Consider the following 20,450-nt stretch of genomic DNA (forward strand, 5'->3'; position numbering starts at 1 on the left):
CAATACGCTAGGCCGCGGCAGCCTTGCCAGCCCTCTCGGACGCCATCGATTGCACTAGCTTCAGCGCATGTTGCGCCGACAAAGCGGAACCCTCCTGCCACAGGCCGAGATACGACAAATGCTCGCCGGCGAAGACGATCGGTCCCTCCGGCTTCAGCAGTTCGGTGTATTCGCTCCCGCGCGGCCCCTCATCGCCGAGACCGCCGCCCACAGCGCTCCGACACCTTCCGAATAAGGCACCTGGCCCCAGTTCACGGCCAATGGGCTTTCCAGCAGTTGGGACTTGCCGGGGTGAAGCGCTTCGATCGACTCCCGGCTGACCCGAATCTGGTCGGCGATAGGGAGTTTCACGAAAGCGTCGGGCGTATTGTCGTGCGTCCAGCCCGCGACATAGGCGCCGACGATGACTCCCCGCGCCGAGTGATGACCGCTGCTGGGATAAAGGACATTCTCGTTCAGCTTGTCCGTCCAGGCGAGGCCCCATAGACTCCGTCGGCCTCCCAGAAGCGAGGCGACTCGAACGCAACCTTTGCGCTTCGCAAAATGTTGACCTTCTTCAACGCAGCCTTCTTGGCGGGTGAAAAGTCGTTTGGCACTCGCTCCAGGATGTTGGCCGGCAGCGTGACAATCGCGAAGTCGGCTTCGGTCACTCCGCCCGCATGTTCGATCCGCACCCGGTCGCCGACCCGGCGGATCGCGTTGACCGGGGTGTTGAGGCGGACGCTCGGCTTCACCTGCTCGTAGATCCCGTAGGATATGCGATCCATGCCTCCGACCGGCTGCAACATGGTCGGCTGCATATCGATGATCGCCTGGAAGATTTGGGGAAACGCAGCCCCGCGGTTCGGCAGCATTTCCCTGATCGTCAGCGGGTCCAGCGCCTTTCCTGCCTGAGTGTAGCCACCCGGCCATTCGGAATAGCCGGAGCTTGGCTGGGCAACCAGAACGCCCTTCTCGTTGAGGCCGCCGTAGAACCGCAGGAACTGGCGAAACTGGCCGAGCTCTTCCTTGGGCATGGCGGCGTTCAGCGCGTTCTGGTCGATCGCCTTGGCCAGCAGCTCGGCGATGCGGCCCTGCATGTCATTGACCATCTGCCGGCCCGGACGGACTTTCCCGCCAAAGTCCCAGCCGGTCGCCATGTGGCTGTTGACGAAGGTCTCCATCGGGACGTTGAAGCGGCGGGCATAGCCGAGGATCGCGTGGTGCCACGAAGGGATGCGCGCCGGTCCCGCGTTGAAATACAGCCCTCCGAAAAGTTCGCCCGCTGCGCCGGCCGGTCGATCTGGATCAGCGGGTCGTTGCCGCGGATCGTCCAGGCGCGCCCGCCGACACGGTCGCGCGCCTCGAGAACGGTGACTTGATAGCCGGCCTGCTGAAGCTCATAGGCCGAGACCAGCCCGGCGATCCCCGCGCCCAGGATGACGACCGAACGCCCGTTTCCCGAGGCCTTGGGCAACGCGAAATCCGCCGCTGACGCAGCCGACGGCATCGACAATCCGAGCATCTGCATCGCTGCGAGCGCCGCCCCGCTCCGCCCACCGTGCCGACACGCATAAGCACTTCACGCCGACTGATCGCCATTCGTCTGCCCCCTGTTTCGACTCGCTCCATCCCCCAGCTGTTCGGCAGGATGCCAAGGATTTGCGGTCGATGCCTCATTTATCCGCCGGCCCACGCATCGCCTCGGCTGTTCGCGCGTTCTTCCAACAACTTAACCCAAGGACAGTGGAGCTTCCGGATGGAAAACAAGGACCAGATCAGCACTCTCAACACGCTCATTGCCACCACAATCGATAGCATCACGGGTTACGAGGATTCCGCCCAGAACGTCGACAGCGAGCGACTGCGGGAGATCTTCCGCCGCAACGCCGACGAACGCCAGGAAGTCGTCAGCAGCCTGCGCGAGGAAGTGCGCCGGCTCGGCGGCGATCCGGAAGAGTCGGGCTCATTCCTCGGCAAGGCTCACCAGCGTTTCGAGGACCTGAAGGCGGCCATCACCGGACGCGACGAAAAAGCGATCGTCAACGAGGTCGAGCGCGGAGAAGACTATCTGAAGGAGAAGTTCGAAACCGCCCTCGAAAGCGGCGACCTCACCGGCGACAGTCGCGCGACCGTCGAGCAATCCTACCAGACGGTCCGCCGCGGGCATGACCAGATCAGCCAGCTCAAGCACGGCATGGAAGCGGGCGCCTGACCCTCGACTCAGTTTAGCGAATATGCGGCGGCGTCTTCGGGCGCCGCCGTTTCTTCATGCGCCGAACAACAGCTTCACGTGGTTGCGGAACAGCCGCGTCTGGCGTCCCATCAAACCAGGATCGGCAAGCGCCTTCGACAGGATAATCGCCCCTTCGACCGTCGTCGTTAGCGTATCGGCGAGGCCTTCAAGGTCGACCTCCACCTTTGCCGGATGCACCGCCGCGATCTCGTTCAGCCAGCCCGAAAATCGGCCGCGCATTCGCAGCAGGTAGGACGTGTTCATCTGGATCACCTCGGCGTCGAACAGCCGCTCCTGATAGGTGACACTGGCCACCATGCAGCCAGGGTGCAGCGTCTCCATGTCGTCCATCATCTGGGCGTAGAGATTGAGGAAGATGAGAAAGGCCTGCAGCGGATCGTCCGACAGTTCGCGCGCCCGTCCCTCCAGCGTCTCGATGATCTTCTCGTCTTCGGAAAGGAAGCGGTCGAACAGCTGCCGCGCCATGTCGTTCTTGTCGCGGAAATGGTAGAAGAAGCCGCTTTTCGTAATGCCCGCCGCCTCGACCAATTCCTCGATCGATGTCGCCGCGAACCCCTTCTGGACGATGGCATCGTACGCGACGTCGAGGATCTTCTCTCGCGTGCGCTCGCCCTTGGTCTGCGCGCTCGACTCCAACTGTACCGCAGGTCCAGTTTTCTCCATCAGCTTGTCGACCATGAGCGCGTTGTCCCCGCGAGACTCACTACAAGTCACTGAATCTCTGTGTTTTTGCAAGAAGGCACGCCCTAGAGACCGTGCTCCTGCTAGAGATGGTATAGACCAATTGGGTAAATCCGTCCCACAACCAGGATCGGGGAAGACGATGATCGGACTGTACCACTACATTGCGCTGGGGTTCTTCGTCGGTTTTGCCGCGCTCGAGCTGTTGCTCGCCGGGCGCAAGTTCCCGCCGGTTGCCCATTGGCGGCTGCAGGGCACGGCCTTCACCCTCCTCTATTTCGCGCTTGCGACTTACGCGCCATTGTTCTGGGACGGATGGCTCGGCGAGCACCGCCTCTTTGCCGCGGATACCCTGCCCCTGTGGCTCCAGATCGTCGGAGGATTCCTCCTGCTGGAGCTCGGCATCTACGTCTGGCACCGGACTATGCACAACGTGACGTTCCTGTGGCGCTGGTTCCACCAGATGCATCACAGCCCGGAGCGCGTGGACATCTGGGGTGCGCTCTATTTCCACCCATTTGATTCGATCGGCTGGGCCTTCCTTGGGAGCCTCGCTCTGGTTCTCGGATTTGGGGTCAGCGCGGAAGCAGCCATTGCCATCAACGTGATCGCGACGTTCTACGGCATGTTCCAGCACCTGAACGTCCGTACGCCGCACTGGCTCGGCTACATCATCCAGCGCCCGGAAAGTCATTCGGCGCACCACGAACGCGGCGTCCACGCACGGAATTATTCGGACCTGCCGATGTGGGACATGATCTTCGGCACGTTCCACAACCCGAAGGAATTCACCGGCGAGTGCGGCTTCTACGACGGCGGTTCGAAGCGCGTCGGCGACCTGCTTCGGGGCAAGCTGATCGCCTGATCTCAGTCGTCCGGCGTTCAGGAACATGTGGTAAGAGCGTGAACCCCGGAAGGAGTTTCGCCGATGCGCCGTCTCCTGTTGCTAGTCCCCGCTCTCATGATCGTCGCTCCAGCCGCGATCGCCGCGCCGCCAGTGCAGACCATCTCGCTCTACAGCTACGGCTACAAGCCCGGCCCGATTGCCTTGGCAGCCGGTCAGGAAGTGACCCTCAAGTTCGTCAACACGGCCGGCAAAGGCCACGACTTTACCGCACCCGATTTCTTCGCCCATTCGAAGATCGTCTCGGGCGACGTGAAACAGGGCGAAGTCGACCTCAAGGGCGGCGAGACGAAGACGGTCACGCTCGTACCTTCCGCCGGCGAGTACAAGGTTCACTGCGGACACCCGTTCCACTCGACCTTCGGGATGCACACGACGATTGTCGTACGTTAGAGGCGACGGCAGTCGCTCGGCGCGGGCCGGCCGGCGAAGCGGTCCTGAATCCAGCTAAGCGTTTCCGTTGCGCTGTCCTTGGCGCTGGTTGCATGACCCGGCCCGCTGATCGTGATGTATTTCAGGCGGGCGCCGGACCGGCACAGTGCCTTCGAATGTGCGAGCGTGACGGCCGGCGCTACCAGATCGTCCTTTGGGTTTTGCGCGATCAGCAAAGGCACTCCGAAATCGTGCGTGGTCGGACTGTTGCGATGAGCGAGCGAGGCCCAGGGCTCAATGCGACCCAAATCCAAAGTCTTCCATCGGCTCTGCAAGGTAGCGACGCCCAGAATCGTCCCAAGCTTCGGCTTGGAGTTGAGCTCGATGCAATTGTTCTGCGCCAGCCGCTTCAGGATGCGCTGAGACTGTGCACCGCCGAACGGCGCCAGTGAAGCGTGGTAACGCTGGTTCCAAGTGTAGCCGATGTACGCGGTGAAGAAGGTCCGAACCGATTTATTCGCGCTCTGCCGCAGGTTCTGCACGAGATCCGTGGGCGGAGCGGCGGCGGCCACTCCAACGAGCTGCAGCTCGGGCGCGTAACGGGCCGAAATCTGACCGGTCCACAGTGCCGCATGACCGCCCTGGGATTCACCCCACACCGCGTAACGGCTCCCGGCCGCAGCGCCCGGAATGGACCGCGCCGCCCGCACCGCATCCAGCACCGAGCGGCCTGTATCAACCCCAACCAGGAACGGATGGACGCCGTCCGAGCCGAGCCCGGGATAGTCGGGCGCGACGACGACATAACCGCTCCGGACTGCTTCAAGCCCGGGAGTCGCATTCCAGAAATTGGGGCTCAGGGACGGCGCGCACTTCGTTACCACGCCCCAGGTCCCGTGGGTCCAGGCCAGCACGTTTCGCGGCTGTGCTGGAATGGCCTCGCGCGGCGCAGCGACGATCCCGTCGCCTGCACCGGCCGGCCATCGCCGAGCAGGGTCCAATAGCGGACCTTCCACGCCTGCATCCCGCCCGGCGTTTCCACGATTGGCTCGGCGCTGATCAGCGTGCCGGCGCGCCCCTGCGCCAACGCAGGAGATGCGGCGCTCAACATCAATGCCGGGATCAGGAAGGTGGAGATCGTCCGTACAGCGCGCATTCTGCCTCCTGCTGCCATGCGGCGAGACGCAACGCTACAACCCGTCCGGCTCGCCGACGGCCGGAGGCGAATTGCGTAACAGAAACATCCGTAGAAACCACTAGGCTGAAAGGCCGCCTCGCTTGCGTGTTTTCTCGATCTGGCAATAGTCAGCGAAACTGACTGGGGGATCGGCGATGCGCAGAGTCTTGCTGGCGCTTGGCGCAATCATGTTGATCGGGGCGACGTCGTCCGATGGGTCTCAGCGAACGCCGGAAACGCAGGCGAAGCTGGATTCCTGGCTGGCCGGGCGCGTGGCCGGCAAGCCGATGCGCTGCATCGCGCCGGACAAGACACGAAGCCCGATCGGGATCGACGACGGCACGCTGCTGTTTCGCGACGGCCCCGCATCTGGCGCAACGACTTGCAGGCCGGTCAGGGCTGCTCGGATCTATCCGGACTTCGAACTCTGGGACGGGAGGGCAATCGCCTGCGGGTATGCCGCGGAGAGCGGCTGCTCGTCGTCGACATGCCCACCGGCTCCACTGTCGGCGCCTGCATCCTCGGCGACTTCGTCCCCTACGAGCGCGCCAAATAAGGGCACTCGCAGGAATCTCAGCGTCAGCAACCCATGACCCAATTGTCGAACGCGGCCCTGATTTCAGGGGCAGGCCGCGAGCGGTCGACACTCGTAGCTTCAGACGCTCCACGTCCCCATTCGAAAGCGGAACGTCGAACGTCACTCCGCACTCGCCATGCTCCGACCAGGCGACCGTGCCGAAAGCCCTTACTTCTGCGATTGTGACGACCAGGTCTGCGCCCATCTTGGGAAGCAGTTGTCCGCTCAGCCGGGCACCCGTGGAGGACACGTCAACGACCAACACGGAATGCGATTCCGTGAGGGTCGTGATTACCGCGATCAGCGGCGCATCCGTCCTCGGCGCGGCCCGACGACCGCCACCGAAACTCTTTCCAAAAATACTCATACTCGGCCCTTACCTGGGCCCCCACTCGAACCGCCCGTTTGGGCCGATTAACCTAAGCCTTTGTTCCCGGACGTGATTAACGGACGCCTGCGGGCGGCGCAGTATCTCTCGGGGCGGCTGGAAAGGCAGCGACCGCTGGCTATTGTTCAATGTTCGTAGGATCGAGAAAGGCACATGATGTTTCTCAATGTCGATCACGTGACCATCGCAGTGGCCGACGCGGGCCCGGCCATCGCCTTCTTCGCCCTTCTCGGCTTTCGGGAGGAGCATGTGCTGACGATCGATGGCGGCGCTCCCGCGCACTACATGGGCATGCCGGAGATGAAGGCGCAGCACATCACGCTCGCGCTCGAAGGTGCGAACCCACGGTTCGAGATTCAGCTACTCGAATTCACGCCGACGCCAGGGACCGATCCCGGCCTGCATCCGACAAATCTTCGGGAACGGGGTTTCAACCATCTCGCGCTTCGGGTCGACGATCTGGGCGCTGCAGCAAAGCACCTCGAGGCCAATGGCGTCACCATGCTGAGTGAAGAGCTGGACTACATCAGCCGGAAGCTGCGGCTCTTCGAGGGTCCGGAGGGAATTACGCTTGAGTTGGTGCAGTGGGTTGGAAGCTGATTTCCCGTCTCGCGGCACAGCAGGATCGGTTCATGTTCTTGTTCGGCCCTTCCATGTAAGAGTCTCCGCATGCGTCGCCTGTTCATCTCCGCGCTGATCGTCCTTGTGGCAGCATTCACCGCAGGTCCCGCCGCTGTCGCGCAAACGCAGGCCCCCGCGGCCGCAGCCCACAACCCGCTTACCGGCGAGATTCCGATCAAGAGCGAGTTCGTCCTGTCGACGATGCTTCAGAAGTCGTGGGGCGAAGGCAAGATTCCGCCGTCCGCCGCGCCCGACGTGGTCGGAGCCTTCCGCTTTCAGTGCAACCCCGGCCACCTGCTCTACGACGACCCGATCGTTTATCCGGGCCAGCCCGGCAAATCGCACCTGCACCAGTTCTTCGGCAATCTCGATGCGGACGCTTATTCGACCTACCGTTCGCTTCGCACGAAGGGGAACAGCACCTGCGGTGGAGCGGTGAACCGTTCGGGCTACTGGCAACCCGCGATGCTCGACGGCAAGGGCAATGCGGTCCGCCCGATCTACACCACCATCTACTACAAGCGCCGGCCAAGCAGTGATCCAGTCTGCTGGGACCGCAAGCACTGGGCATACCAGGGCAAGTGCGTGCCGTTGCCCAACGGTCTCAAGTTCATCTTCGGGTACGACATGCTGACGAAATCCGCTCCAACCGGCTCGTTCGACTGGATCTGCGTGCACAAGGGCGAGCCGGTGCAGCAGCGCGCCTTTCCGACCCTTAAGAAGCTGGCCGATTCCGGCATCTGCCAGGTCGGCATGGAAATCTGGTCGCGAGGACATTCCCCGACCTGCTGGGACGGACAGAACCTCGACAGCCCCAACCATCGCACGCACGTCTCTTACGCACAGCGGGACATGGGCTCCGGACAACCGCGCTGCGACAACAAGCATCCCTACGTGATCGCCGATTTCCAGCTGAGCTCGGCCTACAAGATCTTGCCCGGCGACGACATTCGCCTGTGGTCCCTTTCATCGGACGCGATGGTCGGCAAGGAAGCGGGCGCCTCGTTCCACGCTGACTTCTTCATGGCCTGGGACCCGGACGCGCACGCGATGTGGGAAGGCCCGGACGGCTGCATCGAGCGGATGCTCAACTGCTCGGGCGGCGACATGGGGAACGGGTTGCAGATCATCGACGCCTGGGCCCGCGGCGACGAAGACCCCCACCTTGTCCCACTGTCGTCGATCCCCAATCACCAGATGGCGATGGCGCACGAGCACTAGTCATCTGAGGGAGCCAGCCGGCTCAGCGTGATCGCAAACCCCAAACAGAAATGGGGGCCGGCATTGCTGCCAGCCCCCACTGCGCCGAGCGAAGGATCTACCGGTTTTCAAGTCCAGATCCCGAGAGATCCGATCCAGAAATCCAAGTTCACCAGCTCAGGCGTCGCTTCCCATCAAATCGCTCCCTCGTGAGAGGAGCCTCGACCATCTACTGGACTGCGCCACCCGAGGGTTCGCTTGTCTTTCAACTATCGTCGCCTGGTCCGAAAACCAAAACAATCCGATGTTCCGCGGCCCTTCTTGGGTCGACCACTCTTGCGTCTCGCTTTGCTCTTCCGACCGAAGTCTTCCGAACCGCGTCGCGCTAGAGGAAGATCAACTCTTCCGGCGCCTCTTCCCGACTGGCCCCGCGATCCTCCGAGGAGTTTCACATTGCCTGTCGGCGGAGATCGGTCCTTCCGTCACTCGCCGCTCCTTCCTGCCGTTGCCGGCGCTCCGGTGAGGCGGGACTTCCGTCCCGATCACCCTTGAACAATGCACCTCGCCGCCGAGTCGGGGAAGCGAAAAATACGTGCTCAAGCCTGTGGATAACGGGGATATCGGTAACAAAGGTTAGAACGTTTCGTGACTCTTTCGAGTCGTCCGAAAAAGTTGCCGTTCCGTTCCCCCTAACCTACCTCAGGTCCGTGCCTGAATCGCCGTCCAACCTGCCCGACTCGCCCGATCCGAGTCGCGAAGCCCCTGGCTCGCCGGCCTCAACCCGCCGCAGCGGGAGGCCGTGCTCACGACCGAGGGCCCGGTGCTGGTCCTCGCCGGCGCCGGCACGGGCAAGACCTCCGCCCTCACCGCCCGCCTCGCCAACCTGATCGCGACCCGCAAGGCGTGGCCCAGCCAGATCCTCGCGGTCACCTTCACCAACAAGGCCGCGCGCGAGATGAAGGAGCGCATCGCCAAGATCAGCGGCGGAGCGATCGAGGGCATGCCCTGGCTCGGCACCTTCCACTCGGTCGCCGCGCGCATGCTCCGCAGCCATGCCGAGCTCGTCGGCCTCCAATCCAACTTCACCATCCTCGACACCGACGACCAGCTCCGCGTCCTCAAGCAGCTGATCAGCGCCGCCAATCTCGACGAGAAGCGCTGGCCCGCGCGCCAGCTCGCCGGCCTCATCGACCGCTGGAAGAACCGCGGCTGGACCCCGAAGGAAGTCGACCTCGGCGAAGCGGAGGCATTCGGCCCCGGGCGCGGGCGCGAGCTTTACGCCGCCTACCAGGACCGCCTGCGCACATTGAACGCCTGCGACTTCGGCGACCTGCTGCTGCACATGCTGACCATCTTCCGCACGCACCCCGACGTGCTGGAAAGCTACCGCGATCGCTTCCGCTACATCCTCGTCGACGAATATCAGGACACCAACCAGTCGCAGTATGCCTGGCTGAGGCTCCTCGCCGAGCCGCGGCGCAACCTGTGCTGCGTCGGCGACGACGACCAGTCGATCTATTCCTGGCGCGGGCCGAAGTCGCCAACATCCTCCGCTTCGAAAAGGACTTCCCCGGCGCGAAGATCGTCCGCCTCGAACAGAACTACCGCTCCACCTCCCACATCCTCGCCGCCGCCGACGGCCTCATCGCCAACAATTCCGGCCGCCTCGGCAAGACGCTCTGGACGGACAAGGGTGACGGCGAAAAGGTCAAGGTCGTCGGCATCTGGGACGGCCCGGAGGAAGCGCGCCGCATCGGTGAGGACGTCGAGGGCTTCCAGCGCCGCGGGCTCAGCCTCGACGACGTCGCCATCCTCGTCCGCGCCCAATTCCAGACCCGCGAGTTCGAAGAGCGCTTCATCGCGATCGGCCTGCCCTACCAGATCATCGGCGGCTTCCGCTTCTACGAGCGCGCCGAGATCCGCGACGCCCTCGCCTACCTCCGCCTCATCCACCAGCCCGCCGATGACCTCGCGTTCGAGCGCATCGTCAACCAGCCCAAGCGTGGCCTCGGCGACAAGGCGTTGGCCACCATCCACGCGCACGCGCGCGCGACTCAGGAGCCCCTGCTCATCTCCGCCGCGCGGCTGCTCGACACCGACGAGCTTCAGGCCCGCGCCCGCTCCAGCCTCGGCCGCTTCGTCGCCGACATCCACCGCTGGAAGCAGATGTCGAACGAGCTACCTCATGCCGAGCTCGCCCGCATCATGCTCGACGAAAGCGGCTACACCGCCATGCTCCAGGCCGACCGCAGCGCGGAAAGCGCCGGCCGCCTCGAAAACCTTGCCGAGCTCACGCGCGCGATGGAGGAGTACGAGACCCTCCCCGCCTTCCTCGAGCATGTCAGCCTCGTCATGGACAATGACGAGAACCGGCAGGGCGAGAAGGTCACCATCATGACCATCCACGCCGCCAAGGGGCTGGAGTTCGACGTCGTCTATCTGCCCGGCTGGGAGGAAGGCATCTTCCCGTCGCAGCGCGCGCTCGATGAAGGCGGCCTCGCCAGCCTCGAGGAGGAGCGCCGCCTCGCTTACGTCGCCATCACCCGCGCGCGGAAAAAGGCGACGGTCATGCACGCCGCCAACCGCCGCATCTACGGCCAGTGGACCAGCTCACTCCCCAGCCGCTTCGTCGGCGAGCTTCCCGACGAGCACATCGAGACGGAAACGACCATGTCCGGCGGCGAGAGCCTGTGGCGAGCGCAATGGAGCGAGCGCGCCGACCCCTTCGCCCACCTCGGCCCCGCCCAGTCGATGCGGGCGTCGACGCGAGGCCCCGGCTGGCAGCGAGCAAGCCAGGGCGGCCGCTTCAACCGCGACCCGGCCCGCGTGATCGAGGCGAAGGCCTCGGCGGTATCCTTAGGCAACCAGGGCCGCACCGACCTGGAGCTCGGCCAGCGCGTGTTCCACGGCAAGTTCGGCTACGGCAAGATCGTCGCGCAGGAAGGCAACAAGCTCGAGATCGAGTTCGAGCATGCGGGTTGAAGAAGGTGTTGGATTCGTTCGTCAGCGCAGGCTGAATTAGACACACATGATTGTATATGAACAATCACTAAATTAGTGACTGCTAATGGATAAAGTAGTCGCCATATCCCCTTCCGAAATGACCGCTAATGCGGCCAAGGCCGCGGCGCTACTGAAGATGCTCGCCAACGAGAATCGGCTGCTAATCCTCTGCCATCTCATTGCTGAGGAAGAGATATCGGTCGGCGACCTTACGTCGCGAATTGGCCTAAGCCAGTCCGCACTCTCGCAGCATTTGGCAAAGCTTCGGGACCAAGGCTTGGTCGCGTTCCGACGCGAGGCCCAAACTCTTTTCTACAGGGTCGGTGACGAACGTGCGGCTCAGGTGCTGATCCTGCTTCATAAGATGTTTTGCTCGAAGGAAGGTGGCGACCCTTCGTGGAAATCACCTAATGCGGACAAGCAGCCAGCACGGCAGATGGGCCCAAAAGGAACCCGCCCATGAACGTTCCAGCGAATCTGATCCAGCGCAACGACGCGGCCGTTCACTTCGGACGTGCGGAAACTCAGGTCGAACAAGCGCTCCAGAGCGACATCCATCGCCCGTCGTTCGCACCTTCTTCGACGAGCCGACTTTCACTGCGACCCACATCGTGCACGATCCTGCGACGAAGGCGGCAGCCATCGTCGATAGCGTGATGGATTTCGACGAGGCAGCAGGACGCACATCCTTCGAAAGCGCTGACCGGATCATCGATTACGTCAAGGCGGAGGGCCTGACCGTCGAATGGCTGCTGGAGACCCACGCTCATGCCGATCACCTGTCGGCGGCGCCTTATCTTCAGCAGAAGCTGGGAGGAGCCCTCGCGATCGGCGAGGACATCCGCAGCGTTCAGGAAGTGTTCGGCAAGATCTTCAACGAGGGCACAGAATTCGCGCGTGACGGATCGCAGTTCGACAGGCTTTTCGCCGATGGAGACAAGTTCAGCCTCGGCGGAATCCCAGCAATCGCGCTCCATGTTCCCGGGCACACGCCGGCCGATATGGCCTACGTGATCGGCGATGCTGCCTTCATTGGCGACACACTCTTCATGCCCGACTACGGCACCGCGCGAGCCGACTTCCCCGGCGGCGACGCACACCGGCTGTTTCGCTCCATCCACCGGCTACTCGAACTTCCGGACGAAACCCGCCTGTTCCTGTGCCACGACTATAAGGCCCCGAACCGCGATGAATTCGCCTGGGAGACGACCGTCCGCGCTGAGCGATCGAGCAACGTGCACGTCCACGAAGGCGTCGACGAAGACGCTTTCGTGGCCATGCGCACCGCGCGTGATGCGACGCTCGACATGCCGCGCCTGATCCTGCCTTCGGTGCAGGTGAACATGCGAGGCGGCCATTTGCCCGAGCCGGAATCGAACGGCACTCGCTACCTCAAACTGCCGCTCAACCTGCTATAATGCTGGAACCGCTCCCGTTGCATTTGCCGTCTTCGGCGGATTGCTGATCGGCGCTGCAGCTGCACTGCTTCTTTTGCTCACGGGCCGGATTGCCGGTGTTAGTGGAATGTTCGCTACGGTAGTCCGGATCGCGGATGCAGGACCGCCGTGGCGACTGGCTGCTGCTTTCGTGATCGGTCTTCCGGTTGGAGCGATTGTGGCTTCGACGTTGATCCGCCAGCCGCAGATTGAAGTGACCTCGTCGGTACCGGTGCTGATCGCTGCGGGACTGCTCGTCGGTTTCGGCACACGCCTCGGGAACGGATGCACAAGCGGGCACGGCGTCTGCGGGATCGGCCGCCTTTCATTTCGCTCAATCGCCGCGACCCTCGCCTTTATGGCAGCCGCGGCCGCCACGGTATTCGTCACTCGACATTTGATGGGAGCCTGACTTGCGCACAGTCCTTCCAGCCCTGGCGTCCGGCATTCTGTTTGGTGCCGGCCTCGCGGTATCGGACATGATCAATCCGTCTCGCGTGTTAGGGTTTCTGGACCTCGCCGGGTCTTGGGATCCAACCCTTGCCTTCGTGATGATCGGGGCCGTGCTTGCGTCAGCCATCGGGTACGTCGTTTCACGGCGATTGAGGGCACCGATTTTCGGACGCAGCTTCTTCATCCCGGAAAACCGTCAGCTTGACAGTCAGCTGATCGGTGGAGCGGTCTTGTTCGGGATTGGCTGGGGAATGGTCGGGTTCTGCCCGGCCCGGCCATCGCCGGACTCGCCTTCGGAATGTGGCAGGCGTGGCTGTTCGTTGCAGCAATGATCATCGGGATGTTCCTGCACCGCGTCGTTGCGGGTCTGCGCCGAATGAGCCCGATGCATTCGCCGACTGACGCCTGATGCTGGAGACCTCCCAGTACATTCTCGGCGCGTTTTCAGGCGGTCTCGTCGGCTTCGTGCTTGGCTTGGTTGGCGGAGGCGGCTCGATCCTCGCCGTTCCACTCATGGTTTACCTAGTCGGCGTCTCCAATCCGCACGTGGCCATCGGCACCAGTGCTTTCGCCGTCGCCGCCAATGCAGCCACCGGACTTGCGAGCCATGCCCGGCATGGCCACGTTAAATGGAGGTGCGCTGCAGTTTTCGCCCTCGCCGGAATTGCCGGCGCAGCGGCCGGGTCAACGCTCGGAAAGAACTTCGACGGCCAAAAGCTGCTCTTCCTGTTCGCGCTGGTCATGATCGCGGTCGGCATCCTCATGCTCAAACGTCGAGGTCATGCCGGCGACGCCGGAGTCCGGCTGGGACGCGAAAACGCTCCGAAACTCGTTGCTTACGGGCTCGGAGCGGGGCTCTTCTCTGGATTCTTTGGAATAGGGGGCGGCTTCCTGATCGTGCCTGGCTTGATCGCGGCAACGGGCATGCCAATGCTCAACGCGGTCGGCTCGTCGTTGGTCGGTGTAACTTCCTTCGGCCTGACGACGGCCGGAAACTACGCCATTTCCGGGCTGGTCGACTGGCCACTCGCCGTGGCCTTTATCGCCGGGGGCTGGGAGGCGGCATCGTCGGAACGCGCGCAGCTCGCCATCTTTCCGCAAAGCGGGACGCGCTAACCCTCGTCTTTGCAATCCTAATCTTCGCCGTCGCCACCTACATGCTTTGGCAAACGGCCGGTCAATTTCTCTCCTAGATCGGAAAAGGCTGTCCTACAGCCTTAGTTCTATGATCCAATATGGTTCATGGGCCCGTTTTTCACGAACCAGTCAATTTCACTTCCGGACGATGCCCGCGCCATTAAGGCTGGACGGCGGAAAGGCAGATCGCCTTCATCGGGGCGCTGGCCGAAACCGCGAATGCACTGCCCTCAGTGCGAACATTGGGACCATTCGCGCCCGCTTCTCCCGCGCCCGGCACGGTCAATTTGGTCAACTTCCCTCTGGCAAAGCTGACGCTCGCTGGCTTTCGAACGGCCCGACGCCCTCTCGGCGCGCGGATATCCGTCGCGCCCCGTGGCGTGGACGCACAAGCGCCGTCAGGTCGTTTCCTTGAAGACCTTGCCGTCCTTCATGATGACGGAGAAGTTGGCCGGGTTCCCGACCAGGTCGACGTTGGCGAGCGGGTTGCCGTTGACGAGCAGCAGGTCGGCCAATGCGCCCTCCTGAACCACGCCGAGCTTGCCTTGATAGGGCGAGCGCAGGCCGGACAGCGCCAGCAGCTCCGCATTGTCGTGCGTCACCATCTTCAGGATTTCCGCAGACGTGAACCACGGCTTCAACCGCAGGATGTACGCGTTCTGCTGCGCGTTGAGCTCCGGCTCGAACAGGAAGTCCGTGCCCCAGGCGAGCTTGACGCCAAGCCGCTTGGCCATCGGCCACAGCCGGGCCTGGCCCTCGATCACGGGCTTGCGCTTCTCCCGCCGCTGCGGGCTCATCGCGTCGGTGCTTTCGACCAGGTTCTGGCTCGACAACCAGATGCCGCGCTCCGCCATCAGCCGGAGCGTGTCTTCGTCGAGGAGCTGTCCGTGCTCAATGCACTTGACGCCCGCCTCGATCGCCCGCCGCACCGCCCGCGACGTATAGGCGTGAACCGTGACGTACGTGCCCCAGTCCTCGGCGGCGTCCACGGCCGCCTTCATCTCGTCCAGCGTGTATTGGGTCACGTCCACCGGGTCGTAGTCGGACGACGTCCCTCCGCCCGCCATGACCTTGATCTGGCTCGCCCCGAACCGCAGCGCCTCGCGGGTTGCCGCAAGGACCTCGTCGCGCCCGTCGGCGATGTAGCCGGCGCCCATCAGTTCGGCACGCGACGCCTTGCCTGTCCACCGGCGCGGTCCCTCGTCCGGGGTGCGATAGTCGCCATGCCCTGCGGTCTGCGAAATGGTCGGGCCCGATGGCCAGATCCGGGGACCACTGACCCGGCCCGCGTCGATCGCCTGCTTCAGCTCGAAAATCGGCCCGCCGACGTCCCTGACCGACGTGAAGCCGCGCATCAGCGTGCCGGTCGCGTTGGCGGCCGCGGCCTTGCCGACTTTCTCGGGCGTCAGATCGGGCGAGGCCATCTGCTGCTGGGTCAGCGCCCGAAGGTCAGGTGGACGTGAACGTCGATCAGGCCCGGCATCAGCGTGCGGCCGCGACCTTCGATGACCTTGGCACCGGATGTCGATCGGACCTGGGGGCCAATCGAAGCGATGTGATTGCCGCGAACCAGGACGTTGGTCGGTCCCGACAGGCTCGGCCCGACGCCGTCGAACACCCTGACGTTCCGGAACAGGACCTCGGTCTCGAGCGGTGGCGTGCCTTGCGCGCTGGCGATTGATGGAAACGCCAACGCAAATGGCGCGAGGAACGATATCCATCTTGATGGAGGCGTTCGCAGGTTCATCGCAATCTCCACGAAGGAAAGACGAGAACTGGCGGGTCGCGAGCACTGTCGAACCGCTTCGCCGAGCTATCCCTTCCGCGAAGCTGCCACAATGTAGGCTATGTGCTTAATGGACGCTGCGAGGCGGTTCAGTCCGCGCTTTGCAAGTTACGTTCCGCCTTTGCCGCGGCTTCCAGCGCACGCATGTGCTCGGACCGTTCGGCCCTGGCCGCCATCTGCATCCAGGCAGCTTCGGCGCGCAGGCAGCGGTCGCGGACATTGTCCAGCGTGGCGGCATCCGCTTCGGAACGAGCCTGCTCGGCGCGGAGCAGGTAGACCTGCCGCTCCTTGGAATGCGGTTGGGAAACAACGGTCATGATCAAAACTCCTGGGCTCCCGCAGCCCGCTCCGCGCGTGGCGGAACGGGCCGAAGGTCCTCCCGAGGACGGGAGGGAAATGCGTACTTAGGCGGACTGAAGGTTGACCGCGCTGGTCTTGCCGCGACGGTCCTGCTCCAGCTCGTAGCTGACGCGCTGGTCCTTCTGCAGCGTGCGCAGGCCCGCGCGCTCGACTGCCGTGATGTGGACGAAAGCGTCCGTGCCGCCGTCTTCCGGGGCGATGAAGCCGTAGCCCTTTTGGTCGTTGAAAAACTTTACGGTGCCGATTGGCATGAGTGTCATTCCTTCCTGGAGGACCGCCGATCGGTCCTCTCCCGCTAGGAGAGGCGAATAGAAGGAATAAGGAGCCGCAAAGCGCCTGAAGACCGTTCGATTGCGACTGATAGCGAGGGCTAGATAGGCCTTTTCACGGCAAATGTAACCTTGCGGACAATCCGTGCCTGATGTGCGCGGCTCGCGGGCCCCACAGCTACCGCGTCATAATCGATGCTCATGCCGCCATAAATCGCGGGATTCCGTACTTTTCTTTGTACTGTAACCTAAACGATGTTAATGCCGATGCATCGGGTCCGTTCAGTTCGGTCATCCGCAAACGGGGGTTTGCCCGCAAGTCGCGTTCATCCAACAAATGGTGGGCCGCAGGCACGCGCGTCCATGACCAGAAGGAGGGCACGTTGCGAAAATATCTACTGGCTGCCGCTGCTGCGGCGGCAATTGCCTCACCGGCCGCGGCTCGCGATGGCAGCGGTTATTTCGGAGTTGAGGGCGGCGCCCTCTTCCCGAAGGACAAGTCGGCCGTGTTCGCGGGCAACTTCTCGTCCTCCGAAGGCTTTTCCTACGACTTCATCGCCGACTACAAGACGAACTATAAGACCGGCATCGATCTCGACCTCATCGCGGGTTACGATTTCGGCATGTTCCGCCTCGAAGGCGAAGTGGGCTGGAAAAAGGCCAAGCACGGCAGCTACGACAATGCGACCCTGGTTGCGGACAGCAGCGAGGGCAGCACGTATACCTACGGACCGTACGATATCGACGCCGACGGCCGGACGACGGTTCTGTCCGGCATGGTCAACGCCTTGCTCGATTTCGGCGACGAGAACGGCCTCAGCTTCTATGCGGGCGGCGGTATTGGATACGCCTCCGTCAAATATAAGCTGGCGGTCAGCACGACAGCGACCAGTCCGGCGACGGTCGTCGACGCGGCGTCCGGATCGATCAAGGACAGCGGCCTCGCCTGGCAAGCCATCGCGGGCATACGCTATGCGATATCGCCCAACATCGACCTCGGTCTGAAGTATAGATACTTCCAGGGACCGAGGGTGAAGGATGCCTACACCTTCGATAATGGGATCCTTGCGGGCGCCGCGGCCTTTGATGCAGGAAGGTTCCAGTCGCATAGCGTGCTGGCGAGCCTGATCTACAACTTCGCGTCGCCGGCACCGCCGCCGCCGCCTCCACCCCCGCCACCTCCGCCGCCTCCGCCGCCGCCGGCGACGCAGACGTGCCCGGACGGATCGGTGATCCTGGCGACCGAGGCCTGCCCGGCTCCGCCGCCTCCGCCTCCTCCGCCGCCACCGGCGCCGGAACGCGGCTGACTTTAGTCAGGCGTGAAATGAAATCGGGCGGGTGGGAAACCACTCCGCCCTTTTTCTTGACTAGCTGTCCCAGTTTTCGAGGGCTGGCCCGAGCGCATCCTTCAGCTCGCCTAACCAGGGCTCGTAGTTCCGCCAGACGTCGACGCCGTCACGGTTGATGGGCCGCCGAACCTGCTCTGCACTCGGCGTGCGCACTGCCCTTCTGTTGGAATGGAACTCCATGCAGGCCGGATCGAACGGGACACCGATGTAATCCAGCATCCGCCGCACTTCAGGCTCCGGTTCCTCGATCAGCCGTTCGTTGAGGACATGGTGGATCGCTCCCGGCTGAACCGTCTCGAAATGCCGCATGAAGCGCCAGTAATTGAAGTAGAACTCCCCGATCGCTCGCAGGCTGTAGGAAAAGGTCACCCCGGTCGCGTAATTCTGTTTGAAGTTCGAAAAGCCGCACGCCATCGGGAAGCGCCGCGCATCGATCATCTTCGCGTTGGGAAGCGCAAGTCGGATCAAGGTTGCGTTGATCCAGTTGCCCGGCATCTTGTCGACGAAAAATGGCTTGTCGGTGTGCCGGAACGGCCGTGTCCGCTCCACATACTCCTCGCCGATCGCCTTGATCTCCGATGCGTCGAGCGCGGCAATCGCCTCGCCCACCGTCTGCCCCGTCGACCGCCGCAGCCGCGAAGCTAGCGCATTCAGGACCGGCAGCTCCGACGTCCCTTCGATCTGTGGATGGCTGGCGAGGATCTGTTCGATCAGCGTCGATCCCGACCGGTGTAGGCCGAATACGAAAATCGGGTCGGACGCCGGACAGCCGGCACCGCGGAACCGTTCGAAGATCTCCGGTGTGCAGTGCTCGATTGCATCCTCGACCGGTGCATCGATGGGCACGGACTCCGGATCGATCTGGCTGGTGCGGATGACGTTCCCGGCAAGGTAATGGCGGAACGAAGATTCGAAGTTGCGCTGGTCTTCATACGCTTTTCCGAGCGCGAAATGGATGTGGAGCGCTTCGTCGGGAGTAAGCTTGCGGCCGAGCGCCTGGTGCATCTGCGCAATGTCAGGCGCGGTAAAGCGATAGGACTTGAAGTTGGCGAGAGTCCAATACGCCTGGCCCATCGTCGGCTCGATCTTGGTTGCGCGCTTCAGGGCCTTCACCGCTTCATCAGTCCGCCCCGCTGTCTTCAGCGCGTTGGCGAGGTTCATCCAAGTCCCGGCTCGGTTCGGCTGCTGGCGAAGCATGCGCTTGTAAGTCCCGATCTGCTCATCGTGCATGCCGAGCAGGCCGAGCGTCCGGGCCTCCATCCCGCTGACTTCGATCCGTGAGCGGAAGTCGGCGGGAAGCTCTTCGAACTCCTTTAGCGCGAGCGCGGCGCCGGCATGCTTCTGAAGGTGTTCGATCAACGCCAACCGCCTGTCCGGCGACGGGTCGGCCGACACGGCGCGACGCAGGAGAACTGTCGCATCCTCCACGCGAGCATCCTCTGCGGCAATCTGCGCAAGGACGGTCAGAGCATCTGCGTCAGTCGGGTCTTCGATCAAGCGGTCGCGCAGCAGCATCTGCGCCTTGGCCCGATCGCCCGCGCGCAGAGCGGCCGCGGCGAAATTGAGCGCGACCTTCGACTTTGCGGAGCGGCCCCTAAGCGACAGCGGATTGGCGAACATACCACCGGAATGGATACTCGCCGCACCCGCCTGTCAACTTCGGCTGAAAGCTTCCCGCGCCTTTCGTTCGGCAATGATTTCGGCGTCGATTGCCATCGCCTCGAACTTCGCCGCGATCTGCGGGTTGGAGAGCCGCGCCGCCATGCGGTGAAAGCGGTCTGCCCGCTCGCGATAATCCTCGGCCGGAAGATCCTCTACCGGCATCTTGTACCAGCGCATCTGACGTTCCCGGCAGTTCTGCGGGACCGTTTCGCTCAAGCAGACCGGGTTTCACATACGGTGATGTACTTAGGGTCCAGGCTTCGAGATTTATCCACCGGAATATCATTCGCATCGGCCCGGATTGTAAGGTCTTGTTTACTGCAATCCGGTCACTTGAAGGCCGGAGGTGGCGTATGACAATTCAAGCCCGGCTGGAGACTTTGAAGACGACGTCGAGGCGGACGTCACCACGCCGGAAGCTGAGCCTGAGCGCGTCGCTTCCATCGAGCGGAATGCCCGTGGTGATCCACGACATCTCGACGACTGGCGTGCTTCTGCAGACGGCGGCCAAGCTGGAACCGTTCGACGATTTCGAGATCGACCTACCCGCAATCGGCGCAACCAGCGCGTTCGTGGTCTGGAACAGCGGCGAATACTTCGGATGCGAATTCGCGAACCCCGTTTCTCGTGCGGCGGTCAGCGCGGCACTTCTCCGCAGCCCGATCGTGAAGCCCGACACGGCAGTAGCGGTCGAAGAAGAAAGCGAGGTCGATGACCCGCCTGACGACCGCTTCGCCCTCGGAACGCGACTGAGAGCGATTCTGGGCATTTCGATCGCGCTCTGGGCTGTCATCCTCTGGCTGGTGGGCGTGCTGTAGCCGGGCGGCGTTTGCCATGGC

Annotated in this window: 22 protein-coding genes and 5 pseudogenes; 14 read left to right on the top strand and 13 right to left on the bottom strand. The window is 63.1% G+C overall.

The features are described from left to right. Positions 1–7: 7 nt before the first annotated feature. The 3 genes and pseudogenes from H9L15_RS13355 to H9L15_RS20520 all read right to left on the bottom strand — a co-directional run. A complete protein-coding gene (locus H9L15_RS13355; protein ID WP_187714401.1) occupies positions 8–211 on the bottom strand; it encodes a hypothetical protein in 204 nt (67 codons plus the stop codon). Positions 212–455: 244 nt separating this feature from the next. Then, complete coding sequence (locus H9L15_RS13360) at positions 456–1,316, bottom strand: flavin monoamine oxidase family protein (RefSeq protein ID WP_187715916.1); 861 nt, start codon at positions 1,314–1,316, stop codon at positions 456–458. An 8-nt stretch (positions 1,317–1,324) separates the two neighbouring features. After that, positions 1,325–1,510 (bottom strand): annotated as a pseudogene (locus H9L15_RS20520) (FAD-dependent oxidoreductase); the annotation flags it as partial. Between the two features lie 228 nt (positions 1,511–1,738). Between H9L15_RS20520 and H9L15_RS13370 the strand changes: the two are divergent. Further along, positions 1,739–2,194, top strand: a complete 456-nt coding sequence (locus tag H9L15_RS13370) for a ferritin-like domain-containing protein (RefSeq protein ID WP_187714402.1) — start codon at positions 1,739–1,741, stop codon at positions 2,192–2,194. Between the two features lie 54 nt (positions 2,195–2,248). Here H9L15_RS13370 and H9L15_RS13375 read toward each other — a convergent pair whose 3' ends face one another. Then, positions 2,249–2,914 carry a TetR/AcrR family transcriptional regulator gene (locus H9L15_RS13375; RefSeq protein ID WP_223276274.1) on the bottom strand — a complete coding sequence of 222 codons (666 nt, stop codon included), beginning with the start codon at positions 2,912–2,914 and terminating at the stop codon, positions 2,249–2,251. Between the two features lie 145 nt (positions 2,915–3,059). Here H9L15_RS13375 and H9L15_RS13380 point away from each other — a divergent pair, with 145 nt between their 5' ends. Both H9L15_RS13380 and H9L15_RS13385 read left to right on the top strand, forming a co-directional pair. Further along, positions 3,060–3,782 carry a sterol desaturase family protein gene (locus H9L15_RS13380; RefSeq protein WP_187714403.1) on the top strand — a complete coding sequence of 241 codons (723 nt, stop codon included), beginning with the start codon at positions 3,060–3,062 and terminating at the stop codon, positions 3,780–3,782. A gap of 63 nt (positions 3,783–3,845) precedes the next feature. Next, positions 3,846–4,214, top strand: a complete 369-nt coding sequence (locus tag H9L15_RS13385; protein ID WP_187714404.1) for a cupredoxin domain-containing protein — start codon at positions 3,846–3,848, stop codon at positions 4,212–4,214. Here H9L15_RS13385 and H9L15_RS13390 read toward each other — a convergent pair. Together H9L15_RS13390 and H9L15_RS13395 are read right to left on the bottom strand one after the other, a co-directional pair. Further along, positions 4,211–5,107, bottom strand: coding sequence for an alpha/beta fold hydrolase (locus tag H9L15_RS13390; protein WP_187714405.1), 897 nt, complete (start codon positions 5,105–5,107; stop codon positions 4,211–4,213). The two genes, H9L15_RS13385 and H9L15_RS13390, sit on opposite strands and share 4 nt — an antisense overlap. After that, positions 5,071–5,349 carry a hypothetical protein gene (locus H9L15_RS13395; RefSeq protein ID WP_187714406.1) on the bottom strand — a complete coding sequence of 93 codons (279 nt, stop codon included), beginning with the start codon at positions 5,347–5,349 and terminating at the stop codon, positions 5,071–5,073. Before H9L15_RS13395 ends, H9L15_RS13390 begins: the two co-directional genes overlap by 37 nt. 176 nt (positions 5,350–5,525) lie before the next feature. Between H9L15_RS13395 and H9L15_RS18010 the strand changes: the two genes are divergently transcribed. After that, positions 5,526–5,963: a hypothetical protein gene (locus H9L15_RS18010; protein WP_223276732.1), complete on the top strand. Its 438-nt coding sequence runs from the start codon at positions 5,526–5,528 to the stop codon at positions 5,961–5,963. A gap of 120 nt (positions 5,964–6,083) precedes the next feature. On the opposite strand, the pseudogene H9L15_RS20525 reads toward H9L15_RS18010, so the two are convergent. Then, positions 6,084–6,314: pseudogene (locus tag H9L15_RS20525) on the bottom strand (PilZ domain-containing protein); the annotation flags it as partial. A gap of 174 nt (positions 6,315–6,488) precedes the next feature. On the opposite strand from H9L15_RS20525, the gene H9L15_RS13405 reads away from it, so the two are divergent. From H9L15_RS13405 to H9L15_RS13440, 8 genes and pseudogenes are all read left to right on the top strand, one after another. Then, positions 6,489–6,935, top strand: a complete 447-nt coding sequence (locus H9L15_RS13405) for a VOC family protein (RefSeq protein WP_223276275.1) — start codon at positions 6,489–6,491, stop codon at positions 6,933–6,935. A 69-nt stretch (positions 6,936–7,004) separates the two neighbouring features. Then, entirely contained in the window at positions 7,005–8,177 is a 1,173-nt protein-coding gene (locus tag H9L15_RS13410) for a DUF1996 domain-containing protein (protein WP_187714408.1), read from the top strand. Positions 8,178–8,871: 694 nt separating this feature from the next. After that, a pseudogene (locus H9L15_RS13415) lies at positions 8,872–11,173 on the top strand (ATP-dependent helicase). 50 nt (positions 11,174–11,223) lie between these two features. Beyond that, entirely contained in the window at positions 11,224–11,622 is a 399-nt protein-coding gene (locus tag H9L15_RS13420; protein WP_187714409.1) for an ArsR/SmtB family transcription factor, read from the top strand. Beyond that, positions 11,570–12,577, top strand: a complete 1,008-nt coding sequence (locus H9L15_RS13425; RefSeq protein WP_187714410.1) for an MBL fold metallo-hydrolase — start codon at positions 11,570–11,572, stop codon at positions 12,575–12,577. Before H9L15_RS13420 ends, H9L15_RS13425 begins: the two co-directional genes overlap by 53 nt. 40 nt (positions 12,578–12,617) lie before the next feature. Beyond that, positions 12,618–13,007, top strand: coding sequence for a YeeE/YedE family protein (locus tag H9L15_RS13430; protein WP_223276276.1), 390 nt, complete (start codon positions 12,618–12,620; stop codon positions 13,005–13,007). Positions 13,008–13,074: 67 nt separating this feature from the next. Then, positions 13,075–13,457, top strand: a pseudogene (locus H9L15_RS18020) (DUF6691 family protein). Beyond that, positions 13,457–14,241, top strand: a pseudogene (locus H9L15_RS13440) (sulfite exporter TauE/SafE family protein). Before H9L15_RS18020 ends, H9L15_RS13440 begins: the two co-directional pseudogenes overlap by 1 nt. 342 nt (positions 14,242–14,583) lie before the next feature. Here the strand turns inward: H9L15_RS13440 and H9L15_RS13445 are convergent. The 4 genes from H9L15_RS13445 to H9L15_RS13455 form a co-directional block, all read right to left on the bottom strand. Then, positions 14,584–15,609, bottom strand: a complete 1,026-nt coding sequence (locus H9L15_RS13445; protein WP_223276277.1) for a metal-dependent hydrolase family protein — start codon at positions 15,607–15,609, stop codon at positions 14,584–14,586. A gap of 11 nt (positions 15,610–15,620) precedes the next feature. Then, positions 15,621–15,932, bottom strand: coding sequence for an amidohydrolase family protein (locus tag H9L15_RS18025; protein WP_223276279.1), 312 nt, complete (start codon positions 15,930–15,932; stop codon positions 15,621–15,623). Positions 15,933–16,060: 128 nt separating this feature from the next. Beyond that, positions 16,061–16,288 (bottom strand): hypothetical protein, encoded by a 228-nt coding sequence (locus H9L15_RS13450; protein ID WP_187714412.1) that lies wholly within the window; start codon positions 16,286–16,288, stop codon positions 16,061–16,063. An 87-nt stretch (positions 16,289–16,375) separates the two neighbouring features. Beyond that, positions 16,376–16,582, bottom strand: coding sequence for a cold-shock protein (locus tag H9L15_RS13455; protein ID WP_187714413.1), 207 nt, complete (start codon positions 16,580–16,582; stop codon positions 16,376–16,378). Positions 16,583–16,983: 401 nt separating this feature from the next. Here H9L15_RS13455 and H9L15_RS13460 point away from each other — a divergent pair, with 401 nt between their 5' ends. Beyond that, the gene (locus tag H9L15_RS13460) at positions 16,984–17,907 is read left to right on the top strand and encodes an outer membrane protein (RefSeq protein ID WP_187714414.1); all 924 of its coding nucleotides are present in this window, start codon (positions 16,984–16,986) and stop codon (positions 17,905–17,907) included. A 60-nt stretch (positions 17,908–17,967) separates the two neighbouring features. Here H9L15_RS13460 and H9L15_RS13465 read toward each other — a convergent pair whose 3' ends face one another. Continuing rightward, positions 17,968–19,569: a sulfotransferase family protein gene (locus H9L15_RS13465; RefSeq protein WP_187714415.1), complete on the bottom strand. Its 1,602-nt coding sequence runs from the start codon at positions 19,567–19,569 to the stop codon at positions 17,968–17,970. Between the two features lie 33 nt (positions 19,570–19,602). Next, on the bottom strand, positions 19,603–19,827 hold the full coding sequence (locus H9L15_RS13470) for a hypothetical protein (RefSeq protein ID WP_187714416.1): 225 nt from the start codon (positions 19,825–19,827) through the stop codon (positions 19,603–19,605). A 137-nt stretch (positions 19,828–19,964) separates the two neighbouring features. Here H9L15_RS13470 and H9L15_RS13475 point away from each other — a divergent pair, with 137 nt between their 5' ends. Next, positions 19,965–20,429: a PilZ domain-containing protein gene (locus tag H9L15_RS13475; protein ID WP_187714417.1), complete on the top strand. Its 465-nt coding sequence runs from the start codon at positions 19,965–19,967 to the stop codon at positions 20,427–20,429. Positions 20,430–20,450 lie beyond the last annotated feature (21 nt).

Origin of the sequence: Sphingomonas daechungensis, from assembly GCF_014489495.1 — a bacterium.
Classification (GTDB): Bacteria; Pseudomonadota; Alphaproteobacteria; order Sphingomonadales; family Sphingomonadaceae; genus Sphingomicrobium; species Sphingomicrobium daechungense.